The organism is Methylovorus glucosotrophus, assembly GCF_009858335.1.
GTDB lineage: Bacteria > Pseudomonadota > Gammaproteobacteria > Burkholderiales > Methylophilaceae > Methylovorus > Methylovorus glucosotrophus.
Map to the genome: position 1 here is coordinate 740,454 of NZ_VMSE01000001.1, position 26,240 is coordinate 766,693.

Below are 26,240 nucleotides of genomic sequence, written 5' to 3' on the forward strand. Positions count from 1 at the left end.
AGTGTTGCAATGTATGGATGGGTGCGGAGCATGGGACGGAATGGCGGGATGGTTTAAATTCAGATGGACTTGATGGTGCCCTTGGGCAGCAGGGTCTGGACGGTTTGCTTTTGCACGTTGATGTTGACTTCAGGTGCGATCTCAATCGTGACATAAGCATCACCAACTTTGGTGACCTTGCCGACGATACCGCCAGCGGTGATGACTTCATCGCCTTTTTGCAGGGCTTCCAGCATGCGGCGCTGTTCTTTGGCCTGCTTCATTTGCGGACGAATCAGCATGAACCAGAACAGGACGAAGATCACGACCAGAGGAAGAAAACTGGTCCATTCCGGAGCCGGGGAGGCCGATGCGGCATAAGCTGAGCTGATTAACACGGAAGCTACCTTTCTATTACTTTAAATAAAATTGATACTGTTGATACTAAAGCCAAAAATTCTAGCATAGAGCGCCTTGTGGTGTTCTCACTAAATTTATCAGCCATCTTGTGGCGGCCTCGCTATGTGATTGCGGTCACCTCTAATTTGAAGCCGTTGCCAGGCTTTCGGCTTTAAGCTGCTGGCGCTTGGCCTTGAACTCCGCAACGAAACTGCTGAATGTGCCGTTTTCAATAGCCTTGCGCATACCCGCCATCAGTTGCTGGTAATAGTGCAGATTGTGCAGGGTGTTGAGGCGGGCGCCCAGAATCTCGCCGGTACGATGCAAATGGTGCAGATAGGCGCGGCTGAAATGGCGGCAGGTGTAGCAGCTGCAGTCGGCATCCAGGGGGCCGGTATCCAGTTTGTAGCGGGCGTTCTTGAGCTTGATGTCGCCATATTGCGTGAACAGCCAGCCATTGCGGGCATTGCGGGTAGGCATCACACAGTCAAACATGTCCACACCGTGGCTTACCGCATCCACCAGGTCTTCTGGCGTACCAACACCCATCAGATAGCGGGGTTTGTCCTGCGGCATCTGCGGCGTGGTGTGAGCCAGAATGCGCAGCATGTCTTCCTTGCGTTCACCTACCGACAAGCCGCCTATGGCATAGCCATCAAATTCAATGTCAGTTAGCCCCGCCAGCGAGATGTCGCGCAAGTCTTCATACATGCCGCCCTGAATAATGCCAAACAGCGCGTTCGGATTGCCGGCATGGGCATCCTTGCTGCGCCGTGCCCAGCGCAGGCTGAGCTGCATGGATGTCATGGCTTGCTCGTGAGTGGCAGGGTAAGGTGTGCATTCGTCAAAAATCATGACGATGTCGGAATTGAGCACGCGCTGGATGCGCATGGATTCCTCGGGGGTCAGGAAACAGCTGTCGCCATTGATCGGAGAGCGGAATTTGACGCCTTCTTCACTGATCTTGCGCAGGTCGCCCAGGCTCCATACCTGAAAGCCGCCGGAATCAGTGAGGATAGGGCCATCCCAGCCCATGAAGCCATGCAGGCCGCCATGGGCCTCAATGACATCGAGGCCGGGCCGCAGCCACAAGTGAAAGGTATTGCCGAGCAGAATGTGCGCGCCAATGTCGTGAACCTCTTGCGGGGAGAGCGTCTTGACTGAGCCATAAGTGCCGACTGGCATGAAGGCGGGTGTTTGTACCTCGCCGTGGGCCAGGCTGACGGTGCCGCGGCGGGCGGCGCCATCCTGTTTGTGCAGAGTGAATTGCATGGTGCTAAGCGTGTTGAAATCAATACGCGAGTCTAACATAGTCAATCCATGCGGCTTTGATATACTAGCCGAAGTTTAATTTCAGGAAGTTTCGCAATGGCTGATGCCAAACCCCGTCTGCGCCGCACCAAACCACTGGTTGAACAGAGTCTGCGCGAGCGCAGCATCTATCTGCTGCCCAACCTGTTTACGACGGCGGCACTGTTTGCCGGGTTTTATGCCATCGTGCAGGCGATGAGTGGTCGCTTTGAGCATGCAGCGGTCGCTATTTTCATTGCGATGATACTGGATGGCCTCGATGGGCGTGTCGCCCGCATGACCAATACCCAAAGTGCCTTTGGCGCCGAATACGACAGCCTTTCCGATATGGTGTCTTTTGGCGTGGCCCCGGCGCTGGTGCTGTATGTGTGGGCTTTGCAACCCATGGGCAAGCTGGGCTGGATTGCGGCCTTTATCTATTGCGCCAGTGCTGCCTTGCGCCTGGCCCGCTTCAATACCAAGCTCGATGAAAGTGACAAACGCTATTTCCAAGGCTTGCCCAGTCCGGCTGCGGCCGCATTGCTGGCCGGCTTGGTGTGGATTTCCTTTGATAATGGCATTGCCGGGGACGAGATTTTCTTTGGCTGGGTCAAAATGAAATGGCTGGCCTGGAGCATCACCGTATTTGCCGGTATTTCCATGGTGAGCGACCTGCGCTTTTACAGCGGCAAGGACATCAATCTGCGTAGCAGCGTACCGTTTGTGGTGATTCTGCTCATCGTGCTGGCTTTTGTGCTCATTTCATACAGTCCTGCTGAAGTCCTGTTTGCAGTTTCCCTGCTCTACGGCTTGTCAGGGTATGTCTTGTGGGCATACCGCAAGCTGAAGCGTCCGCCCGCGTCGCCTTCCGCCAACTGAATTTAGTTATCTCCGCAAATGCATTTCGCTGCCACAAATAATGCAGCGATCACCAAGTTTATGGACCAGACACCATGTCAGATACGATAAAAGACAAGCAGTTAATCATTTTTGATACCACCTTGCGCGATGGCGAGCAGAGCCCGGGCGCTGCCATGACCAAGGAAGAAAAGATCCGCATTGCCCGTCAGCTGGAAAAGCTGGGCGTGAATGTGATTGAAGCCGGGTTTGCCGCAGCGAGCCCGGGAGATTTTGATGCGATTCATGCCATCGCCGAAATCATCAAGGAATCGACTGTTTGCTCGCTGGCGCGTGCCAATGAAAACGATATCCGCCGCGCAGGCGAAGCCATCAAGCCAGCTGCCAAAGGCCGTATCCATACCTTTATTGCCACCAGCCCCATCCACATGCAGAACAAACTGCGCATGACGCCGGAGCAGGTGCTGGAGCGTGCAGTGCAGGCCGTTAAATGGGCGCTGGAATATACCGACGACGTGGAGTTTTCCGCGGAAGACGCGGTGCGTTCGGACATGGATTTCCTGGTGCAGGTCTTTACCGCGGTGATTAATGCGGGCGCCAAGACCATCAATGTGCCGGATACCGTGGGCTATTCGATACCTGCCTTGTGGGGTGAGCGCATGCAGCAACTGATTGCCCGCGTGCCTAATTCATCCAGGGTGGTCTGGTCTACGCATTGCCATAATGATCTTGGCATGGCGGTGGCGAATTCGCTGGCGGCCGTCATGGGCGGCGCGCGGCAGGTGGAATGCACCATCAACGGCCTGGGCGAGCGCGCAGGCAATGCCAGTCTGGAAGAAATTGTCATGGCGGTACGCACTCGCCGCGATGTATTCAACCTCGACACCAGCATTGATACTACGCAGATCGTGCCTACCTCCAAGCTGGTCTCTACCATTACCGGTTATCCGGTGCAGCCGAACAAGGCGGTGGTTGGCGCCAATGCCTTTGCCCACGAATCTGGCATTCACCAGGATGGCGTGCTGAAACACCGCGAGACTTACGAGATCATGCGTGCTGAAGATGTGGGCTGGGGCGCCAACAAGCTCACGCTGGGCAAGTTGTCTGGCCGCAATGCCTTCCGCACCCGTTTGAATGAGCTGGGTATCCAGCTCGATAGCGAAGAGGCCCTGAATGCTGCCTTTGCCCGCTTCAAGGAATTGGCGGACAAGAAATCCGAGATTTTTGATGAAGACCTGCATGCCCTGGTTAGCGAAGATGTGATGGGCGAAGCCAGTGAGTGTTACAAGCTGGTCTACCTGCAGGTATGCTCGCAGACGGGCGAAATTCCGCATGCGATTGTCACTGTTACCGAGCATGGCGTGGAAAAACGGGCGGAGTCGAATGGCGGCGGCCCAGTGGATGCGGCGTTCAAAGCCATTGAAAGCATCGTCAACAGTGGTTCCGAGTTGCAGCTCTACTCGGTCAACAACATTACCAGTGGTACCGATGCGCAAGGCGAAGTGACCGTACGCCTGTCCAAGGGTGGCCGCATTGTGAACGGCCAAGGGGCAGATACCGATATCGTGATTGCCTCGGCCAAAGCTTACTTGAATGGCTTGAACAAGCTGCAATCCAACGCTGAACGGGCACATCCGCAGCCCTTGTAATTTCAGCCTCGCGCTTCCGGGTATTGTAGGTAGCGCCTTGTTGATGGGGTTGGGCCAGTATGCAGGCGGGCCTATTTGGTTTTGAGATAACGTTTGTCGTTGAAGGTAGATAGCCAGCTGGGCCTGAAAGCCGCCATCAGCGTTACCGCCATCCCTGTGAGCATGGCTTCGGACCAGGCCATGAAAATGTAGTAGGGCAAGTAATGCTCGCCCAGATATTCACGCTTGTAGATAGCACTTTCGGTCAGTACAAAGCTGCTGGCGAGTCCGCACAGGGTAATGGCGACACCTGCACAGAAAAAGCCGACCACAAAAATATACACAAACAAATGGTTGGGCAGTTTGCGGTCTACCCAGCGGAATACGCCCCAACTGAACATGGCGGGAATCACCACCATGAGCATGAGATTGAGTCCATAACTGAGCCAGCCAGCCATGCCAAAGGCGGTAATGCCGAGCAGTACCAGGGCCAGCGCGATAATCGCAAGTTGGGGGCCAAACATCAGGCTGAGCAGCGTAGCGCCCAGCAAATGAAAATTCAGACCAGGCTTGATCCCGGCGTTAACTGCCCACACCAGCATGAGCCCGACGATGCCAGCCATGAACACATTCAACAGGCTGGTGTCTTTCAGATGACGCCAAGGGGCGCTTTTCACGCAGGCCAGGATAATCGCCAGGCTTAATGCATTGGCGGCCCAGCAAAGCTCGGTGGGTAGTAAATGGTCGGGGAAGTTCATATCGTAATGACCTTGATGGGGGCAGTGAGTTCTTGCCGCATCAAGCTCTCCGCAATGCGATGCACAAGTCTTGTACTTTACCTATTTTTGAAACGCCGTAACAGAACGGAGATGATTTTGCAGCTTGCACTTTTTGATTTGGATAACACCCTGTTGGCCGGGGATAGTGATTTTCAATGGGGCCAGTTCCTGATCGAACAGGGATTGCTCAACCGCGAGGAGCACCTGGAAAAAAACCTGCAGTTTTACGAAGACTATAAAGCCGGGAAACTGGATATCTATGCGTTTCTCGAGTTTCAGCTCAAGCCATTAAGCCAGCATCCGCGCAGCTTTCTGGATGAATTGCACACGCGCTACATGCAGGAAAAAATTGCCCCCATGATCACCGACAAAGCGCGGGCGCTGGTAGAAAAGCATAGAGCCAACGGCGATTTGCTCATGATCATTACCGCGACCAACAGCTTTGTTACTGGCCCGATTGCCAAGGCATTCGGCATTGATAACCTGATTGGAACGCTGCCTGAGGAAATTGACGGCCAATTCACCGGGCGTAGCACCGGCGTGCCGAGTTTTCAGGAAGGCAAGATTACGCGCCTGAACAGTTGGCTGGAGGCACGCGGGCAAACCCTCAAGGATTTTGAGCAGAGCTGGTTCTACAGCGATTCGCACAATGACTTGCCGCTGATGAAACTGGTGGACAAGCCCGTGGCAGTCGATCCGGACCCTACGCTGAAAGCTTACGCCGAGGGGGCGGGCTGGCCAGTCATCAGTCTGCGTTAGTATTTAATATTGTGTGTTGAGCGGGGCAGGCCTGCCATGCAGGCCGCCTGTGGGGATTAACGATTCAGCAGGACTTCCAGCACGAATTTGGTCCCTGCGTAAGCGAGCAGCAAAATCACAAAGCCGCTGAGTGTCCAGCGGATAGCGGTCTTGCCGCGCCAGCCATAGGCCTGGCGGCCAAGCAGCAGGCCGCCATAAACCAGCCACGAGATAATGGCGAAGAGGTTCTTGTGATTGAACTTCAAGGCCTGGCCAAAAATCTGTTCGGAAAACAGCGCGCCGCTAAGGAGCGTGAGCGTGAGCAGGAAAAAGCCCAGCGCAATGACGCGGAACAGCAGCTTTTCCATGACGATAATCGGCGGAAATTCCGGCAGGCGGCTCAGGCTGGATTTCTGGTGCAGCTTGCGCTCGGCAAACGCCATCAGGCCCGCATGCAAGGCGGCAAAGGTAAACAGGCTGTAAGCCAGAATCGCGATGACCAGATGCGTCATGAACAATGGATTGCCCAGATAAGGAAGCACGTGGTTTTCATGCATGCCGTACTGCAAGAGCACGAAAAACGCCGCAGGTGGCAGCACAAAAGCTTGCAGGCTTTGCAGCGGGTAGCGCAGGTTGTTGACCCAATAGATCAACACCGTGAGCCAGGCAATCGCCGACAGGGCATTGTCAAAACTCAGGTTCAGGCCTTCGGTAAACATGGCGTTATATAGCAGGCCCGCATGCAGCAAGAGGCCGATGGCCAGCACCCGGCTATGCAGCTTGCGGCGTGAGGCAGGGTCTGAGGTTTTTACGCTACGCCAGAAGTCGATGGCGACCAGGCTGTAAATCAGGGCTGTGAGCAGAAAAGGAATAAGGGCAACCATTTAGCTGTCTTGTGTCTTCAGGTCTTGGGTTAGAATTAAGTAAATACTATAACACGCGGTTTCAGCCCCTAAACGCTGGCCCGCATTACATTCGGCACGGATTATGTTTGAAAATTTAAGCGGTAGATTACAACAGGTGGTCAAGACGCTGCGCGGGCAGGCCCGTCTCAGCGAAGAAAATATCAGTGACGCCATGCGTGAAGTGCGCATGGCGCTGCTCGAGGCTGACGTCGCCCTGCCCGTGGTCAAGGAATTCATCGCTCAGGTGAAGGAGCGGGCGGTAGGTCGTGATGTGCTGCAGAGCCTGACGCCCGGACAGGCTGTCATTCAGGTGGTGCATGAAGAGCTCACGCGCCTCATGGGCGAGCAGAATGTAGGGCTCAACCTGGCAGCAGTTCCTCCGGCGATTATCCTGATGGCAGGTTTGCAGGGTTCAGGTAAAACGACGACCTCAGCCAAGCTGGCGCGCCTGTTAAAGGAACAAAAGAAGAAAGTATTGCTGGCCAGTGCCGACGTGTATCGTCCTGCCGCCATCGAGCAATTGAAAACCCTGGCCAAGAGCCTGGAGGTCGACTGTTTTGACTCCAACGCCAGCCAGAAACCGCAGGATATTGCCGCCAATGTACTCGATTTTGCCAAGCGTCATTTTTACGATGTCGTGATTTTCGATACCGCCGGCCGCTTGGGCATTGATGAAGCCATGATGGCCGAAATCCAGCAATTGCATGCCTTGCTGAACCCGGTGGAAACCCTGTTTGTGGTCGATGCCATGCAAGGTCAGGATGCCGTGAATACGGCACGCGCCTTTGGCGAGACCTTGCCCCTGACGGGCGTTATCCTCACCAAGCTGGATGGCGATGCGCGTGGCGGTGCCGCCTTGTCGGTACGCCATATCACGGGCAAGCCGATCAAATTCGTCGGTGTCAGCGAGAAAGTGGACGGGCTGGAAGTGTTCCATCCAGAGCGCATGGCCTCCCGCGTGCTGGGCATGGGCGACGTGCTGTCCCTGATTGAGCAGGCGCAAAAGAATGTCGACATGGCTGAGGCGCAAAAAGTCGCCGACAAGCTCAAGTCCGGCAAAAGCTTTGACCTCGAAGACTTCAAGTCGCAAATGCTGCAAATGCGCAAAATGGGTGGCATGGGCGCGCTGATGGACAAAATGCCTGCACAGCTGGCGGGCATGGCCGGCCAGATCAACAGCGAAACCGGCGATAAAGCCATGCGTCGGATGGAAGGCATTATCAATTCCATGACGGCCGAAGAGCGCCGCAAGCCCGAGATCATCAAGGCGACCCGCAAACGCCGTATTGCCGCTGGCGCAGGCGTGCAGGTGCAGGAAGTCAATCGCCTGCTCAACCAGTTTGAAGAAATTCAGAAGATGATGAAAATGTTCTCCAAAGGCGGCATGAGCAAGATGATGCGCGCCATGCAAGGTCGGTTTCCCGGCATGCGCTAAGGCGCAGTGTCTACGCTAAATGAATGCTGCATAAACTTTCCCTGATTTCTGGTTGACGCGCTACGCCCTTTTCAGGATAATTGCGCGCTTTCCAAAGCAACGGAAAACATCGGGACGAAAGTCTCCGGGCTGTTAGCTCAGCTGGTAGAGCAGCGGACTTTTAATCCGTTTGTCGTGGGTTCGATCCCCGCACAGCCCACCAACACCAAAAAGGGGTTACGAGAAATCGTAACCCCTTTTTTTATGTATTTTGAATGCTGGCATTGATATTCATAAAGCCCGTAATGAATAGCCCGCCATCAAGCCCTGGAAGAGCAGCATAGGGATTCAAGTTTATGCTAATGTTTGGCTGGAAGTGTGGTTTAACGCCCAAATAGGGCGATGATGTCGTTTTGGTTTTTATTGCTGTTTGCCGCAGATAACTACCTTAAGAGGCGGGTCATCCCATGCGAAATGCTGCCAGGAAAAATGTTGAGCTTGCTGTTGTGCTCCCTGTGGGCCCCACATGCCAGTTAGCGTATGTTGTGGATACGATAGAAAGCATCCGATATTACATTCGCTCATCCCATGTGATCATTGTGCTGGATGATAGTGGCGAGTCCCTTTGCGCAGGTCTTCCAGATGTGTTTGATAACGTTGACGTCATTGCTACCCAAGGCAATATGGGGAAAGAAGCAGGCCTGTACATCAATCTCTCGCATGGGTTTGCTTATGCCCATGAGCATTACGAATTCAAGGTGCTGCTACGGCTTGATACGGATGCTCTGGTCATTGGTCCTGACCCGGAAAAAGATGCCATCGAATGTTTTGATCAGCATCCAGAGCTTGGGATGCTGGGTTCGTACCGGGTGGATTGCAATGGGGATCCGAGAGACTTTTCATGGCCGCGCCGCAAGCTGACGCAGAAGCTCAAAGTCAACCTGGCTTTGTTACGCCATCCAGGAGCATGGAGAAGCTGGTGGTTTATCTACCGTGTGTCTCGTCGCAGTATCAAATACGGGTATGAGCCCGGTGAGCACTGTCTTGGTGGCGCGTATTTTGTCAGTGCTGAATGTATTCGACGCCTGGTGCGACACCAGTTGTTGGCACGCAAAGAATTTTTCTGGAGCGAACTGCAAGAGGATCAGATTTTTGGCCTGCTTGTTCGTGCGGTAGGAATGCAGCATGGTGACTTCTCAACGGGGAGTTTTCCGATGGGGCTACGGTGGCGAGGTTTGCCTGACTCACCCGCGACTCTGGTAGCGAATAAAAAGAAAGTCACACATTCGACCCGCTTTTTTGGCGATGAGAATGAGTTTGCCATACGCACCTTTTTTAAAGCGCAACGTAGCCTTGACCAAGTCTAGTTCAATCCTGGCTGGGGTTGCCGTTAATGGATTGAGCGTCGCCGTTTATAAAAAGTTGGTTTTTTACATTACTTATCAAGATTGTTTTTATGGCCCTTAAATCCACCGTATTCAAAGCCAGTCTGCAGATTGCCGACATGGAGCGGCATTATTATCATGATCATGCATTGACCCTGGCGCGGCATCCGTCGGAGACGGATGAGCGCATGATGGTGCGCCTGCTGGCGTTTGCCCTGCATGCGGATGAGCAGATGGCGTTTGGTCAGGGTATGACGGACGATGAAGAGGCGGACCTTTGGCGCCGCGATTTGACTGGCCGCATTGAGCAGTGGATTGATGTCGGCCTGCCGGACGAGAAGCTGATACGCAAGGCATGTGGCCGTGCCGATGAGGTGGTGGTGTATGCCTATGGCGGGCGTACGGCAGAGATGTGGTTTGCGCAGAACGCTTCCGGTTTTGCCAGGCTCAGCAATCTGCGGGTTTACAGTCTGCCGCAGGAAACAACCCAGGCTCTGGCCGCATTGGCGCAACGCAGCATGAATCTGCAATGCACCATCCAGGATGGTCAGGTGTGGTTAAGCGATGGGGAGGCGAGCGTGGAAGTCACCCGCGCTACCCTAAAGTAGGGCGCTACGCCTACACTCCAGTAAGCGTTCTCTGACACGAGAATCAGCGACCAACGTATTCGCCATCATGCCGGTTTCTTTCACAATGGATTCGTCTTCAACAACAACCCATTATAAGGAAACGATATGAAAACGAATTTTAAAGCTCTGCTGTTGGTAAGTGCTCTGGCAATGCCTTTGAGTGGCTTTGCTGCAGACGGTGATGCCGTTTCCACCAAGTTGAGCGATACCGTGATCACAACCAAGGTGAAGGCTGCGTTTGCCAAGGATAAGCTGGTAAGTGCCAGTGATATCAAGGTTGAAACTGACAGCAATGGCCTGGTCGAATTGTCCGGCACTGCAAAAACCAAGAAAGAAGCTGAAAAAGCAGTGTTGCTCGCCAAGGGCGTCAAGGGCGTGACCGCCGTCAAGAATGAAATTGTTGTCGCTGAGTAATTTCTCGCGATAACGGGTTGCCGGTTTTGCCGGTCACCGGAAAAAGGCTGACAGCAATGTCGGCCTTTTTTCATGGCCGTCTGCGTGCGAGATAAAAGCAAATCTGGTCCCGTCGGCGCTGGATCATCGACGCGTGGGTATCGCTAGTCTAAACTTCAGGCATGGTCAGGATATTTTTTGAGTGCTTGGTGGCGAATGAGGTCAGGATATATGGCGTGGGGATCTATGCGTAGCCTGGGTCTCATGCTGCTGGTAACCGTATTGAGCCTGCTGGCGATTTTTTTTGTGGATGCGCCAGCGGCCTTGTGGATCAAGGCGCATTTGCTGAGCTATGCCCCGTTTCATGACTATACCAATAACCTTCCCAGCCATTTGTTCTGGGTGGTGCTGATCGGCTCTACCTTTAGTTTTTCCTTCTATTTTTACTTGCGCAGGCTGGGCGAGCGTAGCCCAAGGCGTGACTTTTTTCTTTTGATCGGTGTGGTGCTGCCCATGGCGTTCCTCGCCAAGCATGTGCTCAAGCTCATGTTCGCGCGTATCGAGGTTCGCTTTTGGTTGTCCAATCCCGAGGCTCATCAGGCGCACTGGTTTCAGATAGGCAAGCGTGGGTACGACGCTTTTCCGTCAGGTCACATGGTGGTGTTCATGACGGTGTTCATGGCGCTGTGGCAGTTTTATCCACGCTGGCGCCGGTGGTATCTGGCGGGCATGTCACTCCTGGCGGTGGCGCTGGTGGCTACCAACTATCATTATGTCAGCGATGTGATCGCCGGTACTTATATCGGCATGCTGGTTTATTGGGCTACCCGCTTGGCCGTGTTGAAGGAACGTAAACGTGGATAGGGTTGGCATCGTTGATGCTTGCATGCAAGTGTTATCCGTATGCAGAAAGGAGTCATCATGGAGCCGCTAAATGCCATCAAGGGCGTGCTGTTTGATCTCGACGGTGTGCTCTATATCGGCGGCAAGCCGGTGGAGGGCGCGATGGATGCGGTAGACCGTATCCGCAACGCCGGTTTGCCGTGCCGGTTTGTTACCAATACCAGCACGCTGTCGCTGGCTTCATTGCAGGCAAAACTGGGCAGTCTGGGCTTTGCGGTGGAAACAGAGGAAATCATCAGTGCCACCCAGGCCGCGCGTTTATATCTGATGCGGCAGGGCGACCCGGTCTGCCGGTTCCTGCTGGCGGAAGATGTGATGCAGGATTTTGCCGATTTTCGCCAGTCAGATACCGATGCCGAATTCATTGTGATTGGCGATATTGGCGATGCCTGGTCATACCGGTTGCTGAATGAGGTGTTCAACTGCCTGATGCGTGGCGCCAAGCTGATTGCCATCCACAAGAACCGCTACTGGCAAACCGAGCATGGCTTGCAAATGGATATTGGCGCCTTTATCACCGGTCTGGAATATGCAAGTGGCGCGCAGACCACGCTGATGGGCAAGCCCTCGGCGGATTTTTTTGCCATGGCGCTGATCAGTATGAGTGTGGCGGCATGCGATGCCGTGCTGATCGGCGATGACATTGATGCCGACATTGGCGGTGCCCAGCAGGCAGGTCTGCATGGCGTGCTGGTGCAGACCGGCAAGTATCGCCAGGCATACTGTGATGCCTCCACTATTCACCCGGATCGGGTGATTCCATCCATACGCGAATTTCCCGATTTGCTGGGGATTTAGTGGCGCGATTGTCGCCATTTGCCGACCCCGCATGCCGGGGTCAGCGAATTTTTTCGGCCTTATGTAGTCATCTTGAATAAGAAGCCCGGCAAGCGTGCCGTTCTGCTAACTCACTAATCAATGTCAGTTTCAAGGCTCCCCGTGGGGTGCGAGCGAACTTTAATAAAGTCACTGCCTGCAGGCATGTCGACATCAAGCAATAACATCAGGAGGAACTACATGCAGGTAACTGCTTATGCAAAAGCCATGGTGGCGGCGTCTCTTATCGGGTTGTCATGCCATGCGGCGGCGGATCAGTTGCGCCTCAAAAATGGCGATATATTGACCGGCGAGGTGCTGAAAAAAGAAGGCGATGCCGTCGAGTTCAGAACCGCCTATGCAGGCGTGATCAAAGTCGTGTGGGCGGAAATTGCCAGCCTGGACTCTGCCAAGGCGCTGGATATCGTGCTGAATGACAAAGAGCGCGTGGAAGGCGCGTTTGTCAGTCTGGATGACGTGGAAGACGGCCGTGCGTGGATCAAGCTTGAGAATGAGCAATACCGCGATATTGAGCTGGCAGAGCTGCGCTACATCAACCCTTCGCCCGAACTGGTGCGCGGCGGCTACAAATGGACCGGGCGTATCAATGTTGGCGGCACCTGGACGCAAGGTAACTCCGAAACTCAGGCCTTGCGGCTGGATACGGAAACCATTATTCGTACGCTGCAGAATCGGTATACCGCCGGGGCCATCTTCAACCGGGCAGAGGATAGAGGCAACAGCACGCAATTCAATAGCCGTGGCTACGCCAAGTACGACCATTTCTGGAGTCGGCGCTGGTATGCCTACGGCGTGACGTCACTGGAGCAGGACAGGTTTCGTGACCTGCAATTGCTGACGACCATTGGTGGCGGCTCGGGTTACCAGATGTATGAATCGCCCAACCTCAATCTGTCGCTTGAAGGCGGTTTGGCCTATGTGAGCGAGCGTCATTACACCGACCCTGACAAAAACTATGCGGCACTGCGCTGGGCGGTGAAATATGACCAGAAACTGCTGAATGGATTTACCCAGTTTTTCCATGAGCACGAAGCGCTCATGAGCCTGGAAGATACACGCGATATGCTGATTTATGCCAAAACCGGCTTCCGGTTCCCGCTTACCGAGCGCTTGAATGCCTCCACCCAGTGGAATGTCACCTGGGATGGAAGCCCGACGCCAGGCCGCAAGGAGATTGATTCCACCCTGTTGTTCAGCGCGGGCTACGCCTGGTAAGGCTTAGTTGGATGGTGTTTTCTTTTGTTTGGCCCGCGACTGCTTGCGTAGCTTGCGCGCCTCGCGCCATTCGCGGATACGGCGGCGGCGCAGGAGAATGATGATGATCATGATGGCCCAGCCGAAGGCGAGCAGGTGCGCCAGCCCACTGTATATGCTCACGACCACCAGATGGGGAAACGAGGTGGTGAGTACCAGCGGCAACAGGGCGAGCAGTAGGACCAGAAATATCAGTATCATGAGCGTCCTTCGCGCTAATCAACATCAAGGGGCAAGTTTGGATGCACCCGGCCGCTGGAGGTTCCGCCAGGGGAGGGCGGCAAATTATAACAGCACATTTTTCCGGCCGCAGAGCCGTCTGTCACACCGTGCGCTCCGGCTTTGTGCTGCTATTTGCAAGCAGCTGTCGCCAACCCCAGACAATGCTTGCGAATGGATTAGTCCTTTCGGCCTAAATACGTTTTAGGCTGGTGAACTCAGCCGTTTTTACTGTATTATTTCAATCTGAATCAGCATGGTTTTGCTGCACTTGTGTAGCTGGCGTCTGCCGTCAAGAATAGATAAGGACTATGGCAGGACAAATGATTTAGTCGAATGTGGGAATGAGCTGGGGAGCGGCTCGTCACACGTCGCCTGCTCAAGGCAATATTCTCGCGGTTGTGCGTTCAGTGCACTCAATAGTGATATCAATTAATTTAAGCCCAGTTTTAACAAGCCTGTCAGCAGTGTTTATGCATTTGCTAACTCAACCTTGAAATTATGAAATTCATACGCGCCTTAAAAACGCTATGAACGCATGAGGAAAATATGTCGGAATACGTCATTGCTTTTGAAAAGTTGCGAAATACGGATGTGCCTGAAGTTGGGGGCAAGAATGCTTCGCTGGGGGAAATGATCAGCCAGCTGACTTCAAAAGGGGTTCGCGTGCCTACTGGTTTCGCGACTACGGCCCATGCCTATCGCGAGTTTCTGGCGCAAGATGGTCTGGCAGATCGCATCAATGCCGAGCTCGACAAGCTGGACGTGGAAGATGTGACCGCACTGGCAGCCTGTGGCAGCAAGATCCGCGAATGGATCATGCAGGCCTCTTTCCCGAAAGCCTTGAACGACGCCATTGCCGAGCATTACGCCACATTGACCGCTTCCTCCGGTGAGAATGTTACTTTCGCTGTGCGTTCTTCGGCTACCGCGGAAGACTTGCCTGACGCCTCCTTTGCCGGTCAGCAAGAAACTTTCCTCAATATTCAGGGCCTGGACAATATCCTCCACGCCATCAAGGAAGTATTCGCTTCCCTGTATAACGACCGTGCGATTTCCTACCGCGTACACAAGGGCTTCCTGCACGCTGATGTGGCCTTGTCCGCAGGTATCCAGCGCATGGTGCGCAGTGACATTGGCGCCGCTGGCGTGATGTTCACCATTGATACCGAATCCGGCTTCAAGGATGTCGCCTTCATTACCGCTTCCTACGGCCTGGGTGAAACCGTGGTGCAAGGTGCGGTGAATCCTGACGAATTCTATGTACACAAGCCATTGCTGGCCCAGGGTCGTCCCGCCATCGTGCGTCGCACGCTGGGTTCCAAGGCCATCAAGATGGTGTTTGGCGATGTGCAGCAGGCTGGCAAAAGCACGGTCACCAAGGATGTAGACCCTGCCCTCAGCATCAAGTACTGCCTGACCGACGAAGATGTGCTGGAACTGGCACGCTATGCCGTGATCATTGAGCAACACTACGGTCGCCCGATGGATATCGAATGGGGCAAGGACGGCGTGGATGGTAAGATGTACATCCTGCAGGCCCGCCCTGAAACCGTGAAGTCGCAAACCGGCAATGTGATCGAGACCTTCCAGATCAAGCATGGCAGCACACCAATCGTGACTGGCCGTGCCGTGACGCAAAAAGTGGGCGTAGGCCCTGTGCGTATCGTGCGCGACCCGGCTGAAATGAACAGCGTGCAGCCCGGCGATGTGCTGGTGGCTGACATGACAGACCCGAACTGGGAACCGGTGATGAAGCGCGCTTCTGCCCTGGTGACCAACCGTGGTGGCCGTACCTGCCACGCCGCGATCATCGCGCGCGAACTGGGTATCCCCGCGATTGTGGGTTCCGTGGATGCAACCGATGTGCTGAAAGATGGCGACATCGTGACCGTCTCCTGTGCAGAAGGCGAAACCGGTTATGTATATGCCGGCGCGCTGGACTATGAAGTTTCCAGCCAGGAAGCCGCTGCACTGGGCAAGGCTCCGGTCAAGATCATGATGAACGTGGGCAACCCTGACATGGCATTCAGCTTTGCGCAGACACCTAATGATGGTGTTGGCCTGGCCCGTCTTGAGTTCGTGATCAACAACATGATTGGCATTCACCCCAAGGCCATTCTGAACATTGACACCTTGCCAGCCGATATGAAGGCAGAAGTACAGCGCCGTGCCAATGGCTATGCCAGCCCACGCGACTTCTACATTGAGAAGGTCGTGGAAGGTGTGGCTACCATCGCCTCTGCGTTCTACCCCAAGCCTGTGATCGTGCGTTTGTCGGACTTCAAGTCCAACGAATACAAGAAGCTGGTCGGTGGTGATATCTACGAGCCCGATGAAGAAAACCCGATGATCGGTTTCCGTGGCGCGTCGCGTTACATCGATGGCGATTTCCGCAAGTCGTTCGATCTGGAATGTATCGCCATGCGCAAGGTGCGCGAGGAAATCGGCCTGACTAACGTCGAGCTGATGGTGCCGTTCGTGCGTACGCTGGATGAAGCCCGTGCCGTGATCGAGATTCTGGAAAGCCATGGCCTCAAGCGTGGTGTGAATGGCCTGCGCCTCATCATGATGTGCGAAATCCCATCCAACGCCTTGCTGGCCGAGCAGTTCCTGGAGCTGTTTGATGGCTTCTCCATCGGCTCCAACGACCTGACCCAGCTCACGCTGGGCATGGACCGCGATTCCGGCTTCTTCTCTGCCGGTTTCGACGAGCGTAACGATGCCGTCAAGGTACTGTTGAAGATGGCAATTTCCACCGCCAACCGCCTCAACAAGTATGTCGGTATCTGCGGCCAAGGCCCATCGGACCATCCAGACTTCGCTGAATGGCTGGTCAAGGAAGGCATCCAGTCGGTATCGCTCAACCCCGATACCGTCGTGACCACCTGGCAACGCCTGGCCGCCGCCAACAAATAGTAATTAGTGTTATAGTCCAAGGGCTGCCGTAAGGCAGCCCTTTTCGTTGATACACCGCGCTGCCGAGAGGCAGCCCTTTTTACTGATACATCGCGCTGTCTCGGGCAGCCTTTTTGTTGATATTCCGTGCTGCCGCGGCAGCCCTTTACTGTTGGCTAGCGCTATACTGGCCTTTTACTTGACCATCTACAGAGCGCCCTGATCATGACCCATGACCGTTCCGTTTTTTTTGTTTCGGACAACACCGGTATTACGGCTGAATCCATAGGCCATTTGCTGGCGCACTTTCCTACCGTCAAACTGCGTCAGCTCCGCTTTCCGTTTATTGATACGCTGGACAAGCTTCAGGTCGCCATTGACCGTATCAAGGAAGCCAGTGTGGAAGACGGCGTGCGCCCGATTGTCGTCATGACGCTGGTGAAGCCGGAGTTTCGCGCCAAGCTGAAACAAGTGGACGCCATGTTCCTCGACTTGTTTGGTACGTTTATTGATCCGCTGGCGAGCGAGCTGGGGCTGGAGCCTTCTCAAGGCGTCGGTATTACCCACGGTGCAGCGAGCCAAGGCTATAACAACCGTATTGATGCCATCAATTTCTCGCTGGGCCATGACGACGGCATGACCAACTCCGGTCTGGAAGAAGCCGAAGTGATACTGGTGGGCGTTTCACGCTGTGGCAAAACGCCTACCAGCCTCTATCTCGCCATGCAGTTTGGCATCAAGGCCGCCAATTACCCGCTGATTCCCGAAGACTTTGACCGCATGCGCCTGCCAGCCGTGCTGGAAAACTATCCGGAAAAACTCTACGGCCTCAGCATCAGCCCTGAGCGTTTGCACTCCGTGCGTAGCGAGCGCCGCCCCAACAGCTTCTACGCCTCGCTGGACAACTGCCGGGATGAAGTTGCCAAGGCAGAAGACCTGATGAAGCGTGCCGGTGTTACCTGGATCGACTCCACACATCGTTCGATTGAAGAGCTGGCCACGGTGATTCTGCAAAAGATCCGCGTGCCGATTCGTCAGTACGGTTAAAAGCCTGACGCTACTGCAAAAAAAGCTCCCAGTGGGAGCTTTTTTTATATGGGGAAATGAGAGTTTTTTATGGGAAAGAGGGTTGCCGCATGGGGATATCCCCCAATAACTCGAGCTCGGCATCGCTAAAGCCAGCGGCGCGTCGGGCTTCCATATTGAAAGGACCGCGCAGCGTGGGGGCGCTGTAACGGGCGGCCAATTCGGCATAGGTTGCCAGAGGCTCGAGATTGCCTTGTTCGCATAACCAGCCGAACCAGCGGTTGCCTATGGCGACATGGCCAATTTCATCGCGCAGGATAATATCCAGAATGGCGGCGGCGGCCATATCGCCAGCCTGGGCGAGTTTGGCGCGCAGGGGCGGTGAGGCGTCCAGGCCGCGGGCTTCCATGGTGCGCGGGACCAGCGCGATGCGTGCCAGGATGTCGTGTTCGGTGCGGGTGGCCATTTCCCACAGGCTGTTGTGGGCGGGGAAATCGCCATAACCGTAGCCCAGTGTCACGAGGTGCTGTTGCAACAGGCTGAAGTGCAGGGCTTCCTCCTGCGCTACCTGCAGCCAGTCGGCATAAAAGGCATCCGGCATGCCGGGAAAACGCCAGATCACATCCAGTGCCAGGTTGATGGCATTGAATTCGATATGGGCCAGCGCGTGTATCAGTGCGGCGCGGCCTTCCACGGTGCGCATATTGCGGCGCTTGACGGCCAGCGGCGACACCAGCTCGGGTTGCTGTGGCCGTCCTGGAATCGACAGCCCGGATCCGGGCGTAGCCGTCCTCAGGTCTACCGTGCCATCCAGCAAAACCTCCCCGCATTGATATGCCCTATGCAAGTCGGTGACGCCTGCGACTTTGCGGCTGGGGTCGGGTTCGGCCAGCCAGGCGAGGGCGGCTTGTCGGAGTTCAGTTTGCATGGCGATCTGGGCTTGATGGAGCGGGCAGTGTAAACCATCCCTCAGCCGCTGGGAAACCATGCAAGTCTGCAGCTTGCATCATCCGCTCGCCATGCTGTTGAGGCGGCCGCGATAGAGCCCGGCGATCAGGTCAGACTGGCTGATCATGCCCGCCAGGCGGCGCTCCTGATCCACCACGGGGATATGGTGCAGATTATGCTCGGATACCAGCGGGATCAGCTCCACAATGTGCATGTCGGTGCTGGCGGTGATCACGCGATTGGTCATGATCTGGCCGACCACTTCCGGTTTGTCGGTATGCGTAAAGGGAATGCGTTGCACCACCTGTTTCAGCTTGCTGGCAATGCCCTGATAGCCAGCCAGGTCCGCCTGCCGCATGAAGTCGCCCTGGGTAATAATCCCACTCACGCGCCGTGCCTTGTCGAGCACCGGCAAGGCTTTCAGGTGATGGCGCAACAGCAGCTGCCAGGCTTCTTCCAGCGTGGTGCCAAACTCCACCGTGATCAGCGAGCGCGACATGATGTCCTGGCAGCGTATTTCGCCAAAGCGGCGCCGGTACGCGTGCATTTCGGTCTGCAGGAATAACGATTCCAGATCATCGCGGCTGATATCCAGCACCTGATTGTAATCCTTGAGCACGGCATCCATGTCGGCGTGGGTAAAGCCCATGCGTGCCAGTGGCGGAATATCCTGGGTTTCATGCAGCGAACGTTCCGGCTCCAGCTGCTGGGCATGCGGGTAAGGGCGCCGGGTGGCATTGTTGTAGATCAGCGCGACAACCAGCAACAGCAATGAATTCAAGCCCACCGGCATCAGCACATAGCCCCAGCCCAGCTGGTGGATGGCCGGGCCGCCGATGACCGCCGTCAAGGCAACGGCGCCGCCGGGAGGATGCAAACAGCGCATGGCAAACATCAGCCCTATCGCCAGAAAAATCGCCGCCGCGGCGGCCAGCAATGGCGAGGGTATCCAGCTGGCACAGAGGACACCGGCGATGGCCGAAAGCATATTGCCGCCCATGATGGACCACGGTTGCGCCAGCGGGCTGGCGGGGGCGGCATAAAGCAAGACGGCCGATGCGCCTATAGGCGCCATGAGGAAAGGCAGGCTGGCATTATCTACCAGCAGGGCGCTGACGCTGGCGGTGATCAATATCCCTAGCAGGGCGCCGCAACAGGCCCGCAAGCGCTCGCTGTGGCTGACAATATTGGTTTGCGGGCGAAATCGCCGCATGAACTGCATCAAGGCATTCATGAAATCAGGCAAGGCCAAAAGCGGAAGCCGTATTTTAACCGTAGCGGCACTAGAATGGTGCATGCCACCGGTAAAATCCGGCCATTGAGGAAACTAAGCCGGCAGTGGGTGGTCGGTAATAACAACAATAAATAAAGCCACAGGCAGCGCTGGCTGCGCATGGCGATTGAAAGCATGCATATCAACCGAAAAAAAATTATTAAAGTTCTGCTCTTTATCCTGATGGTGGTCGGCCTCTTTATGCTGGGCGCCAACCAATACCGCATGAAGTGGTGGCCATTTGAAGATGGCTTTGAAAGCCTCAGCATTGATGAAATCCTGCCGGACCAGAATGCCAAAATAGGCTCGGTGTTCGGCACCGAAAACCTCCGCGTGTATAACCTGCCAATTGACGACGAGTTTCCCTCCGGGCCATTCGAGATCCTGGGCAACAAGCGCTTTCTGTTTATCAGCAAATGTGGCGAGGCCTACTTTACCGCGCTGGATGACAATGACATTGAGCGCACGCAATCACCGCAGCGCCTGAGCAAATCCGATGACGACGACGATGACGCCAAGCCGCTGGTGTATTGCCAGGGCTCATCCGGCGTCAAGGACAGCCTGCGGGTGAATAATTCGCTCTATGTCAGCTACATCGTCTGGGACGACATGCAGAATGGCGCGCGCCTCGCGGTGTCGGAATTTACCCTCGATATCGTCAATAGCCGCCTGGTTTACAAGCGCGACATCTTTACCAGTAATCCCGCCATCAAAGAGCCTTTTCTGGGCATGCAGGCGGGCGGCAAGCTGGCACTGGGCGAGAGCGACGAGATCGTCTATCTGGCGATTGGCGATTTCGGCAAACCGCAAGGCGTGCAGGATACTTCTACCTCGCTCGGCAAGCTGATGAAGATCAATACCAAGTCCGGCACGGTGAGCCTGTATGCTTCCGGCCTGCGCTCACCTTCCGGCGGCTTGTATTTTGACCATGAAGCCGGTGATTTATGGGAAACCGAACACGGCCCGCGCGGTGGCGATGAGATCAACCTAATACGCGAAGGCTCCAACTATGGCTGGCCGCTGGTGAGCTACGGCACCATGTACGAGCGTGAGGGCAACGGCGATTATTACGGCAACAGCTATAACGGACATGATGGTTACGAGAAGCCTATCTTTACCTTTGTGCCCTCTATTGGTGTGGGGTCGATTGCGCGCTATCCCAAGTCTGGCCGCAATGCCTACTGGGAAAACAGCTTTTTTGTCGCAGGCATGGCGACCACCACGCTGTATCACATGAAAAAAGAAGGGCACCGCCTGGTGTATGCCGAACCGGTGTTGAGCGGGTATCGCATACGCGTGGTGAAGATTGATGCCGATGGCCGCTTTTACCTCAAGACAGACCACAACCAGTTACTGATGTCGGAATAAGCCGTCGCGTCCACACGGGCGCCGCGGCGGTCAGGATCACGACGCTGGCAACAAGCGGCCGCCATCGCGCAACAGGGCTTCCATGTCCTCAAATGGCCGTGGGCGACTCAGCAGATATCCTTGCACCTCGTCGCATCCATTCTCCAGCAAAAAGGCATATTGATCTGCGGATTCCACACCTTCGGCAATCACCTGTATCTCCAGGCTATGGGCCAGGGCGATGATGGAGCGCGCAATAATGGCATCGTTATACGTGGTGGTGATGTCATTGATGAAGGATTTGTCTATCTTCAGCCGATTGATGGGCAGACGCTTAAGGTAAGACAGGCTGGAATAGCCCGTGCCAAAATCATCCAATGACAATTGCACCCCGAGGTCGCTGATCCGGTTCAAGGTGATGATGGATTCCTCGATGTTGTGCATCAGCATGCTCTCGGTAATCTCCAGCTCCAGGCATTGCGGGTCCAGGCCGGAATGCTGCAGCGTTTTTTCTATGCAGTGCACCAGATCCTTTTGTTCCAGCTGTCGCACGGAGAGATTCACCGCCACCCGGATAGGCGGGTAGCCTGCCAGCTGCAATTGGCGATTCTGATGCGCGGCGGTTTCCATGACCCAGATGCCGATCGGCACAATCAGACCATCATCCTCTGAGAGCGGAATGAATTGCAGTGGCGGGATCATGCCCAGCTTGGGGTGCTGCCAGCGTATCAGGGCTTCCATGCCGATGATCTGGCTGTTGCGCATGCAGACCTGCGGCTGGTAATGCAGCACCAGTTGCTGGTTTTCCAGCGCGTGCCATAAATCGTTTTCCAGCGACAGCCGGTGGCCCAGCTCGGCATTCATTTCCTTGGCATAAAAGCGGAAATTATTGCTGCCACTGGCTTTGGCCTGATACATGGCGCTATCGGCATTCGAGAGCAGCGTATCGGCATTGCGGCCGTCATGCGGGAAGTTGGCCAGCCCGATACTGCAGGTGACGGTGAGCTGCCTGCCGGTAATGATGAACGGGTTGATGATGGTGTTGCGTATGCGTTGCACCACGGTATGAATGCTTTCATCCAGCGACTGGCTGGTGAGCAGCAGGACAAATTCATCGCCACCCAGCCGCGCCACGGTATCGCCATCGCGCAGGCAGGATTGCAGGCGCTGCCCGAGGAGGCGAATCAACTCATCGCCCGCGCTGTGGCCCATGCTGTCGTTCACGCGCTTGAAGTTATCGATGTCGATAAACGCCACGCTAAACGTCCAGTTATGCCGCCGCGCTTCGCTGATGGCCTGCTGCATGCGTTCCTTCAGCAGGTTGCGGTTGGCCAGCCCGGTCAGCGTATCGTAATTCGCCTGCCGTTCCAGCGCTTCCTGATATTGCCGGATCTCGGTGATATCTTTTTGCACACCGACAAAATAGCGCGGCTCGCCGCCATGGGGGTCAGGCACGGGTGCCACATACAGCTCGTTCCAGAACAGGCTGCCATCCTTGCGGTAATTGCGCAGGATGGCATAGCCGGGACAACGCTCGCGTATCGCCGTGCGTATCTTTTCCAGCTCGGGTTGTTCGCGGTCATGCCCCTGCAAAAAGCGGCAATTGCGGCCGACGGCTTCCTGCGAGGAATAGCCTGTCACCAGCTCAAACGCGCGGTTCACATAGATCAGCGGCATGGCCGGTTGCGCCACATCCACGATCAGGATGGGCGTGGCACTGGCTTCAATCGCATGGTTACGCAGCAACAGGGCTTCTTCCGCCTTGCGTTGCTCGGTAATGTCGATGCCGATGCCACCGATGTGATTGAAATTGCCATCCATGTCCTGCACGGGGAAGGTGGTGAGCAGCCACAGCTTGACATCATCTGCCTGGGGAAACTGGCGGACATGCTGTATGGCTTCACCCTGGGCTAGCGTCTGTTGTTCGGCCGTGCGCATTTCCTGCGCAAGCTGGGGCGGAAACAGCATGGTGTCGTGCTTGCCTATGATCTCCTCATGCGGCAATTGCAGGGCATCTACCGTGCTGGCATTGGCAAAAATATACTGACCCTGCTGATCCTTGATGAACGCAATCGCCGGCAGATTTTGCATGAACACACGGAACAGGCGGTTGCTGTTTTCAAGCTCGCGCTCCATGCGCTTGTGCATGAGCTTTTCTTCTGCGCGCTCCAGCGCCGAGGTCACCGCACTGGGTAGTCTGCTCAGATTGTTCTTGATGATGTAATCGGCGGCGCCATTTTTCAGGGAGTGGATGGCGGTTTCTTCGCCTATGGTGCCGGAAACAAAGATGAAGGGGATTTCCGGCGCCAGTTCTCGCGCAATGTGCAGCGCTGACATGCCGTCAAACTGCGGCAGGGAATAGTCGGAAAGAATGAGTTGGGGGTGGTAATCCTGAATCTGGTCGCGAAAATCCTGCTCGGTTTCTACCCGCATGAATTCGCACGTCATCCCGGCGCGCTTCAGCTCGCGCAGCGAGAGCTCGGCATCAGTCGGACTATCCTCCACCATCAGGATACGCAACATTTGGTTCCCCCTCTTGCCCGGACTCTGTGGCCCAGGCATGTTTTTCAGGCACCTACTGGTATTGCGGAATCTTGTTCAATATTGCCCAGTAGCAACCCACTTTGGACACTTCCTCCACAAACTGGTCAAACTCCACCGGTTTGACCAGATAACTGTTCACGCCCAGCTCATAGCTTTTGACGATATCGCGTTCCTCAGCGCTGGACGTCAGCATCACCACCGGGATCATGCGTGTTTGTTCGGATTTCTTGATCTGCTGCAATACTTCGATGCCATCTACTCTGGGCATTTTCAGGTCCAGCAGTATCAGCTTGGGTGAGTGCTTGACGCGATGTTCAAATGCACCTTGCCGGAATACGTAATCCAGCGCTTCCTGCCCGTCCTTCAGCCACAGTATTTCATTGGTCAGGCCGATTTTCTTGAGGGCACGTCGGGTCATTTCGGCGTCGGTCTCGCTATCTTCGACCAGCAGGATCTGTACTTGTTGCAAATCATCCATGATGAGGTTCCTTCCAGGGTAAGCTGAATCCAAACACACTACCTTCGCCTAAGTTACTTTTCCCCCAGACCTGACCTCCATGCCGCACGATAATGCGCTGCACTATGGCAAGCCCCACGCCGGTTCCGGGAAATTCATCGGCGTTATGCAAACGCTGAAAGACGCCAAACAATTTGTTGTAATACCGCATGTCAAAGCCAACGCCGTTATCTTCGATTTCGTAAGTCACCATGTCGCGGTTGTGGGTGGAGCGCACAATCACCCTGGGTTCCGGCTTGGTTTTGCTGTACTTCACCGCATTGGAAAGCAGGTTGATGAGCACCTGCCGGATCAAGGCCCGGTCTGCATGCACCGTCAGCAGCTGCTGCAATTCCAGCTGGGTGTTGTGCGCCATCTGATCCGCCGTCACCTCCTGCCACACTTCGTTGATGAGAGGCGACATATTGATTGGTTCTGCTTCAATCTGCTTGCGGCCCGAGCGGGCAAATTGCAGCAGGTCGTCAATCAGTTGACCCATTTTCCGGCTATTGGTGCGCACCACCGACAGCAGGCGCAGGCCTTCCGCATCCAGCTTGTCGCTGTAGTCCTCTTCAAACATGCGCGAGTAACCGTCAATCGCGCGCAAGGGCGCCCGCAAGTCATGCGAGACGGAGTAGCTGAAACTCTCCAGCTCGCGGTTGGTGATTTCCAGCTGCGAAGCGGTGGCCTCGGCTTTGCGTTGTGCCAGGGCACGGCTCTGGATTTCCTTGATCAATAGCCAGAAGCTTAGCAGCAGCATGCAGGCCGCCAGCAGATTGCCGACCAGTATCCATTGCCGGGTGGAGGTGGCTTCCTCCTCCATGGCTTTGAGCCGCTGCCGGAGCAGGGCCTGCTCGGTATTGAGAATGCTTGTGGCCTGAATCCGGATGTCCTGCATGATCCCTTTGCCTTTATCCAGCATGCCGAGAAAGATCGGGTCGGTCGCCAGGCGCGCATTTTCGCGTTTGGTGTTAATAATGGCATGGATGGAATCGATCTTGTCCTGCACCCGGGCATTGAATGCCTCCACCTGACGTTGCTGCACCGGGTTGTCGGCAGTCAGCATCTGCAGTGTTTTCATGTCTGCGGGCAGCTTCTGGGCCGCTTGTTCATATAGCCGGAAAAAATGCATGTCATTGGTCAGCAGATACCCGCGCTCGCTGGATTCGGCTTCCTTGATGTCAGCCGTGACTTTATCCAGCTGTATGAGCACGGTGTAGGTATGGTCTACCCAGCGTGAGCTGATTACAAAATGTTCGGTGCGGGTGTAGGACAGATAGGCGATACTCGCCAGCAGGATCATGGCGGCGACCATGCCAATCGAGGTGAGCAACTGCTTGATTACCGGATTCATGTCAAAACAATCTCCCTGCAATGAGGTAACGCTGTTTCTAATGCGGTAAAGCCAATTGTAAAGATTTGTTACAAGCGCCATAGTAGCCAACTTGCGGCCTGCGTGCTACCCATAAAAATAATGGCAGCAAATAGCCTGGCTACTTCAAGCGCCATGGCAGGGGTACAGGCAGACCGGGGCCTCCTGCAAAACCTGCGGTATTACAGGCAGTATCGGCTGCCATCCTGAATACTGTTGGGTATGTCATTATTTTTTAATAAAAAAATAAACGGCCTTGTGACGCAGACTTCATTTGCCAGTGCCCCCTGAATTTGGTAGATTTGCCGCATGTTGCGCCGTCCATTCAAATCCATGTCTGTTGTCATCGTGCTCTGGCTTGCCCTGCTGCAAGTCTTTGCGCCGTTCATTCATGGGCATCTGGAATTGAATGCAGAAGATCAGGGCCACGGTCTGCACATGCATGCGGTGGATATTGATGTGCCGGAGATGCATAGCGCGGCTGACCATGTCAGCATGGGCCATGCTGCCTTGCATACCGTGACCGTGGAGCATGGCCTCAAGAATGATCAGGATCTCCTGATCCAGGCGCCCATGATGGCGCTGGTGTTCCTCCTGCTGCTGGCATTGCCTGCCATTCAGCGTCTTTTCTCGCCTGTGTTTGGCACGCATGCCGGTCGATCACAGGTTTATTCGCCTTATCTTTCCCGAGCGCCCCCTGTCGCCTGAGTTATTGCTTTGAACGCA

The 26,240-nt window shown here is 55.2% G+C and carries 24 protein-coding genes and 1 tRNA gene; 15 read left to right on the top strand and 10 right to left on the bottom strand.

Annotated elements, in window-relative coordinates; all coding sequences use genetic code 11:
* Nucleotides 1–59 precede the first annotated feature (59 nt).
* Nucleotides 60–377, bottom strand: a complete 318-nt coding sequence (gene yajC, locus FNL37_RS03480) for a preprotein translocase subunit YajC (RefSeq protein ID WP_013442956.1) — start codon at nucleotides 375–377, stop codon at nucleotides 60–62.
* 142 nt (nucleotides 378–519) lie between these two features.
* Nucleotides 520–1,650, bottom strand: a complete 1,131-nt coding sequence (gene tgt / locus FNL37_RS03485) for a tRNA guanosine(34) transglycosylase Tgt (protein ID WP_159356147.1) — start codon at nucleotides 1,648–1,650, stop codon at nucleotides 520–522.
* A gap of 96 nt (nucleotides 1,651–1,746) precedes the next feature.
* On the opposite strand from tgt, the gene pssA reads away from it, so the two are divergent.
* Together pssA and FNL37_RS03495 are read left to right on the top strand one after the other, a co-directional pair.
* On the top strand, nucleotides 1,747–2,547 hold the full coding sequence (gene pssA / locus FNL37_RS03490) for a CDP-diacylglycerol--serine O-phosphatidyltransferase (protein ID WP_013442954.1): 801 nt from the start codon (nucleotides 1,747–1,749) through the stop codon (nucleotides 2,545–2,547).
* A 74-nt stretch (nucleotides 2,548–2,621) separates the two neighbouring features.
* Entirely contained in the window at nucleotides 2,622–4,175 is a 1,554-nt protein-coding gene (locus FNL37_RS03495) for a 2-isopropylmalate synthase (protein ID WP_159355149.1), read from the top strand.
* Nucleotides 4,176–4,246: 71 nt separating this feature from the next.
* On the opposite strand, the gene FNL37_RS03500 is transcribed toward FNL37_RS03495, so the two are convergent.
* Nucleotides 4,247–4,912 carry an energy-coupling factor ABC transporter permease gene (locus FNL37_RS03500; protein WP_013442952.1) on the bottom strand — a complete coding sequence of 222 codons (666 nt, stop codon included), beginning with the start codon at nucleotides 4,910–4,912 and terminating at the stop codon, nucleotides 4,247–4,249.
* A 111-nt stretch (nucleotides 4,913–5,023) separates the two neighbouring features.
* Here FNL37_RS03500 and FNL37_RS03505 point away from each other — a divergent pair, with 111 nt between their 5' ends.
* Nucleotides 5,024–5,692: a histidinol-phosphatase gene (locus FNL37_RS03505; RefSeq protein ID WP_170291267.1), complete on the top strand. Its 669-nt coding sequence runs from the start codon at nucleotides 5,024–5,026 to the stop codon at nucleotides 5,690–5,692.
* 56 nt (nucleotides 5,693–5,748) lie between these two features.
* On the opposite strand, the gene FNL37_RS03510 is transcribed toward FNL37_RS03505, so the two are convergent.
* Nucleotides 5,749–6,555, bottom strand: coding sequence for a cytochrome C assembly family protein (locus FNL37_RS03510; RefSeq protein ID WP_015830786.1), 807 nt, complete (start codon nucleotides 6,553–6,555; stop codon nucleotides 5,749–5,751).
* A 103-nt stretch (nucleotides 6,556–6,658) separates the two neighbouring features.
* On the opposite strand from FNL37_RS03510, the gene ffh reads away from it, so the two are divergent.
* The 8 genes from ffh (at nucleotide 6,659) to FNL37_RS03550 (ending at nucleotide 13,352) form a co-directional block, all read left to right on the top strand.
* Complete coding sequence (ffh, locus tag FNL37_RS03515) at nucleotides 6,659–8,011, top strand: signal recognition particle protein (RefSeq protein WP_159355151.1); 1,353 nt, start codon at nucleotides 6,659–6,661, stop codon at nucleotides 8,009–8,011.
* 126 nt (nucleotides 8,012–8,137) lie between these two features.
* Nucleotides 8,138–8,213: transfer RNA gene (locus FNL37_RS03520), tRNA-Lys, on the top strand.
* A gap of 244 nt (nucleotides 8,214–8,457) precedes the next feature.
* Entirely contained in the window at nucleotides 8,458–9,357 is a 900-nt protein-coding gene (locus FNL37_RS03525) for a hypothetical protein (protein ID WP_159355152.1), read from the top strand.
* Between the two features lie 89 nt (nucleotides 9,358–9,446).
* Entirely contained in the window at nucleotides 9,447–9,983 is a 537-nt protein-coding gene (locus FNL37_RS03530) for a YaeQ family protein (RefSeq protein ID WP_159355153.1), read from the top strand.
* Between the two features lie 126 nt (nucleotides 9,984–10,109).
* Complete coding sequence (locus FNL37_RS03535; RefSeq protein ID WP_013442946.1) at nucleotides 10,110–10,418, top strand: BON domain-containing protein; 309 nt, start codon at nucleotides 10,110–10,112, stop codon at nucleotides 10,416–10,418.
* Between the two features lie 210 nt (nucleotides 10,419–10,628).
* Entirely contained in the window at nucleotides 10,629–11,261 is a 633-nt protein-coding gene (locus tag FNL37_RS03540; protein WP_159355154.1) for a phosphatase PAP2 family protein, read from the top strand.
* Nucleotides 11,262–11,318: 57 nt separating this feature from the next.
* Entirely contained in the window at nucleotides 11,319–12,098 is a 780-nt protein-coding gene (locus FNL37_RS03545; protein WP_159355155.1) for a TIGR01458 family HAD-type hydrolase, read from the top strand.
* Nucleotides 12,099–12,317: 219 nt separating this feature from the next.
* A complete protein-coding gene (locus FNL37_RS03550) occupies nucleotides 12,318–13,352 on the top strand; it encodes a DUF481 domain-containing protein (protein ID WP_013442943.1) in 1,035 nt (344 codons plus the stop codon).
* Nucleotides 13,353–13,355: 3 nt separating this feature from the next.
* Here the strand turns inward: FNL37_RS03550 and FNL37_RS03555 are convergent, their stop codons facing one another.
* Entirely contained in the window at nucleotides 13,356–13,592 is a 237-nt protein-coding gene (locus FNL37_RS03555) for a hypothetical protein (protein ID WP_159355156.1), read from the bottom strand.
* 567 nt (nucleotides 13,593–14,159) lie between these two features.
* Between FNL37_RS03555 and ppsA the strand changes: the two genes are divergently transcribed.
* Both ppsA and ppsR read left to right on the top strand, forming a co-directional pair.
* Entirely contained in the window at nucleotides 14,160–16,529 is a 2,370-nt protein-coding gene (gene ppsA / locus FNL37_RS03560) for a phosphoenolpyruvate synthase (protein ID WP_013442941.1), read from the top strand.
* A 204-nt stretch (nucleotides 16,530–16,733) separates the two neighbouring features.
* The gene (gene ppsR, locus FNL37_RS03565) at nucleotides 16,734–17,555 is read left to right on the top strand and encodes a posphoenolpyruvate synthetase regulatory kinase/phosphorylase PpsR (protein WP_013442940.1); all 822 of its coding nucleotides are present in this window, start codon (nucleotides 16,734–16,736) and stop codon (nucleotides 17,553–17,555) included.
* A gap of 67 nt (nucleotides 17,556–17,622) precedes the next feature.
* Here ppsR and FNL37_RS03570 read toward each other — a convergent pair whose 3' ends face one another.
* Complete coding sequence (locus FNL37_RS03570; protein WP_159355157.1) at nucleotides 17,623–18,462, bottom strand: ferritin-like domain-containing protein; 840 nt, start codon at nucleotides 18,460–18,462, stop codon at nucleotides 17,623–17,625.
* Between the two features lie 78 nt (nucleotides 18,463–18,540).
* On the bottom strand, nucleotides 18,541–19,716 hold the full coding sequence (locus FNL37_RS03575) for an HPP family protein (RefSeq protein WP_159356148.1): 1,176 nt from the start codon (nucleotides 19,714–19,716) through the stop codon (nucleotides 18,541–18,543).
* Nucleotides 19,717–19,890: 174 nt separating this feature from the next.
* Between FNL37_RS03575 and FNL37_RS03580 the strand changes: the two genes are divergently transcribed.
* Nucleotides 19,891–21,123, top strand: a complete 1,233-nt coding sequence (locus FNL37_RS03580; RefSeq protein ID WP_244948191.1) for a PQQ-dependent sugar dehydrogenase — start codon at nucleotides 19,891–19,893, stop codon at nucleotides 21,121–21,123.
* A 36-nt stretch (nucleotides 21,124–21,159) separates the two neighbouring features.
* On the opposite strand, the gene FNL37_RS03585 is transcribed toward FNL37_RS03580, so the two are convergent.
* Genes FNL37_RS03585 through FNL37_RS03595 form a run of 3 tightly spaced genes read right to left on the bottom strand, consistent with a single transcriptional unit; the run spans nucleotide 21,160 to nucleotide 25,496 of the window.
* Nucleotides 21,160–23,625: an EAL domain-containing protein gene (locus FNL37_RS03585; protein ID WP_159355159.1), complete on the bottom strand. Its 2,466-nt coding sequence runs from the start codon at nucleotides 23,623–23,625 to the stop codon at nucleotides 21,160–21,162.
* A 52-nt stretch (nucleotides 23,626–23,677) separates the two neighbouring features.
* Complete coding sequence (locus tag FNL37_RS03590; protein ID WP_013442933.1) at nucleotides 23,678–24,124, bottom strand: response regulator; 447 nt, start codon at nucleotides 24,122–24,124, stop codon at nucleotides 23,678–23,680.
* Nucleotides 24,117–25,496, bottom strand: coding sequence for a sensor histidine kinase (locus tag FNL37_RS03595; RefSeq protein ID WP_159355160.1), 1,380 nt, complete (start codon nucleotides 25,494–25,496; stop codon nucleotides 24,117–24,119). Before FNL37_RS03595 ends, FNL37_RS03590 begins: the two co-directional genes overlap by 8 nt.
* Nucleotides 25,497–25,823: 327 nt before the next feature.
* On the opposite strand from FNL37_RS03595, the gene FNL37_RS03600 reads away from it, so the two are divergent.
* Nucleotides 25,824–26,222 (top strand): hypothetical protein, encoded by a 399-nt coding sequence (locus FNL37_RS03600; RefSeq protein ID WP_159355161.1) that lies wholly within the window; start codon nucleotides 25,824–25,826, stop codon nucleotides 26,220–26,222.
* The last annotated feature ends 18 nt before the right edge of the window (nucleotides 26,223–26,240 follow it).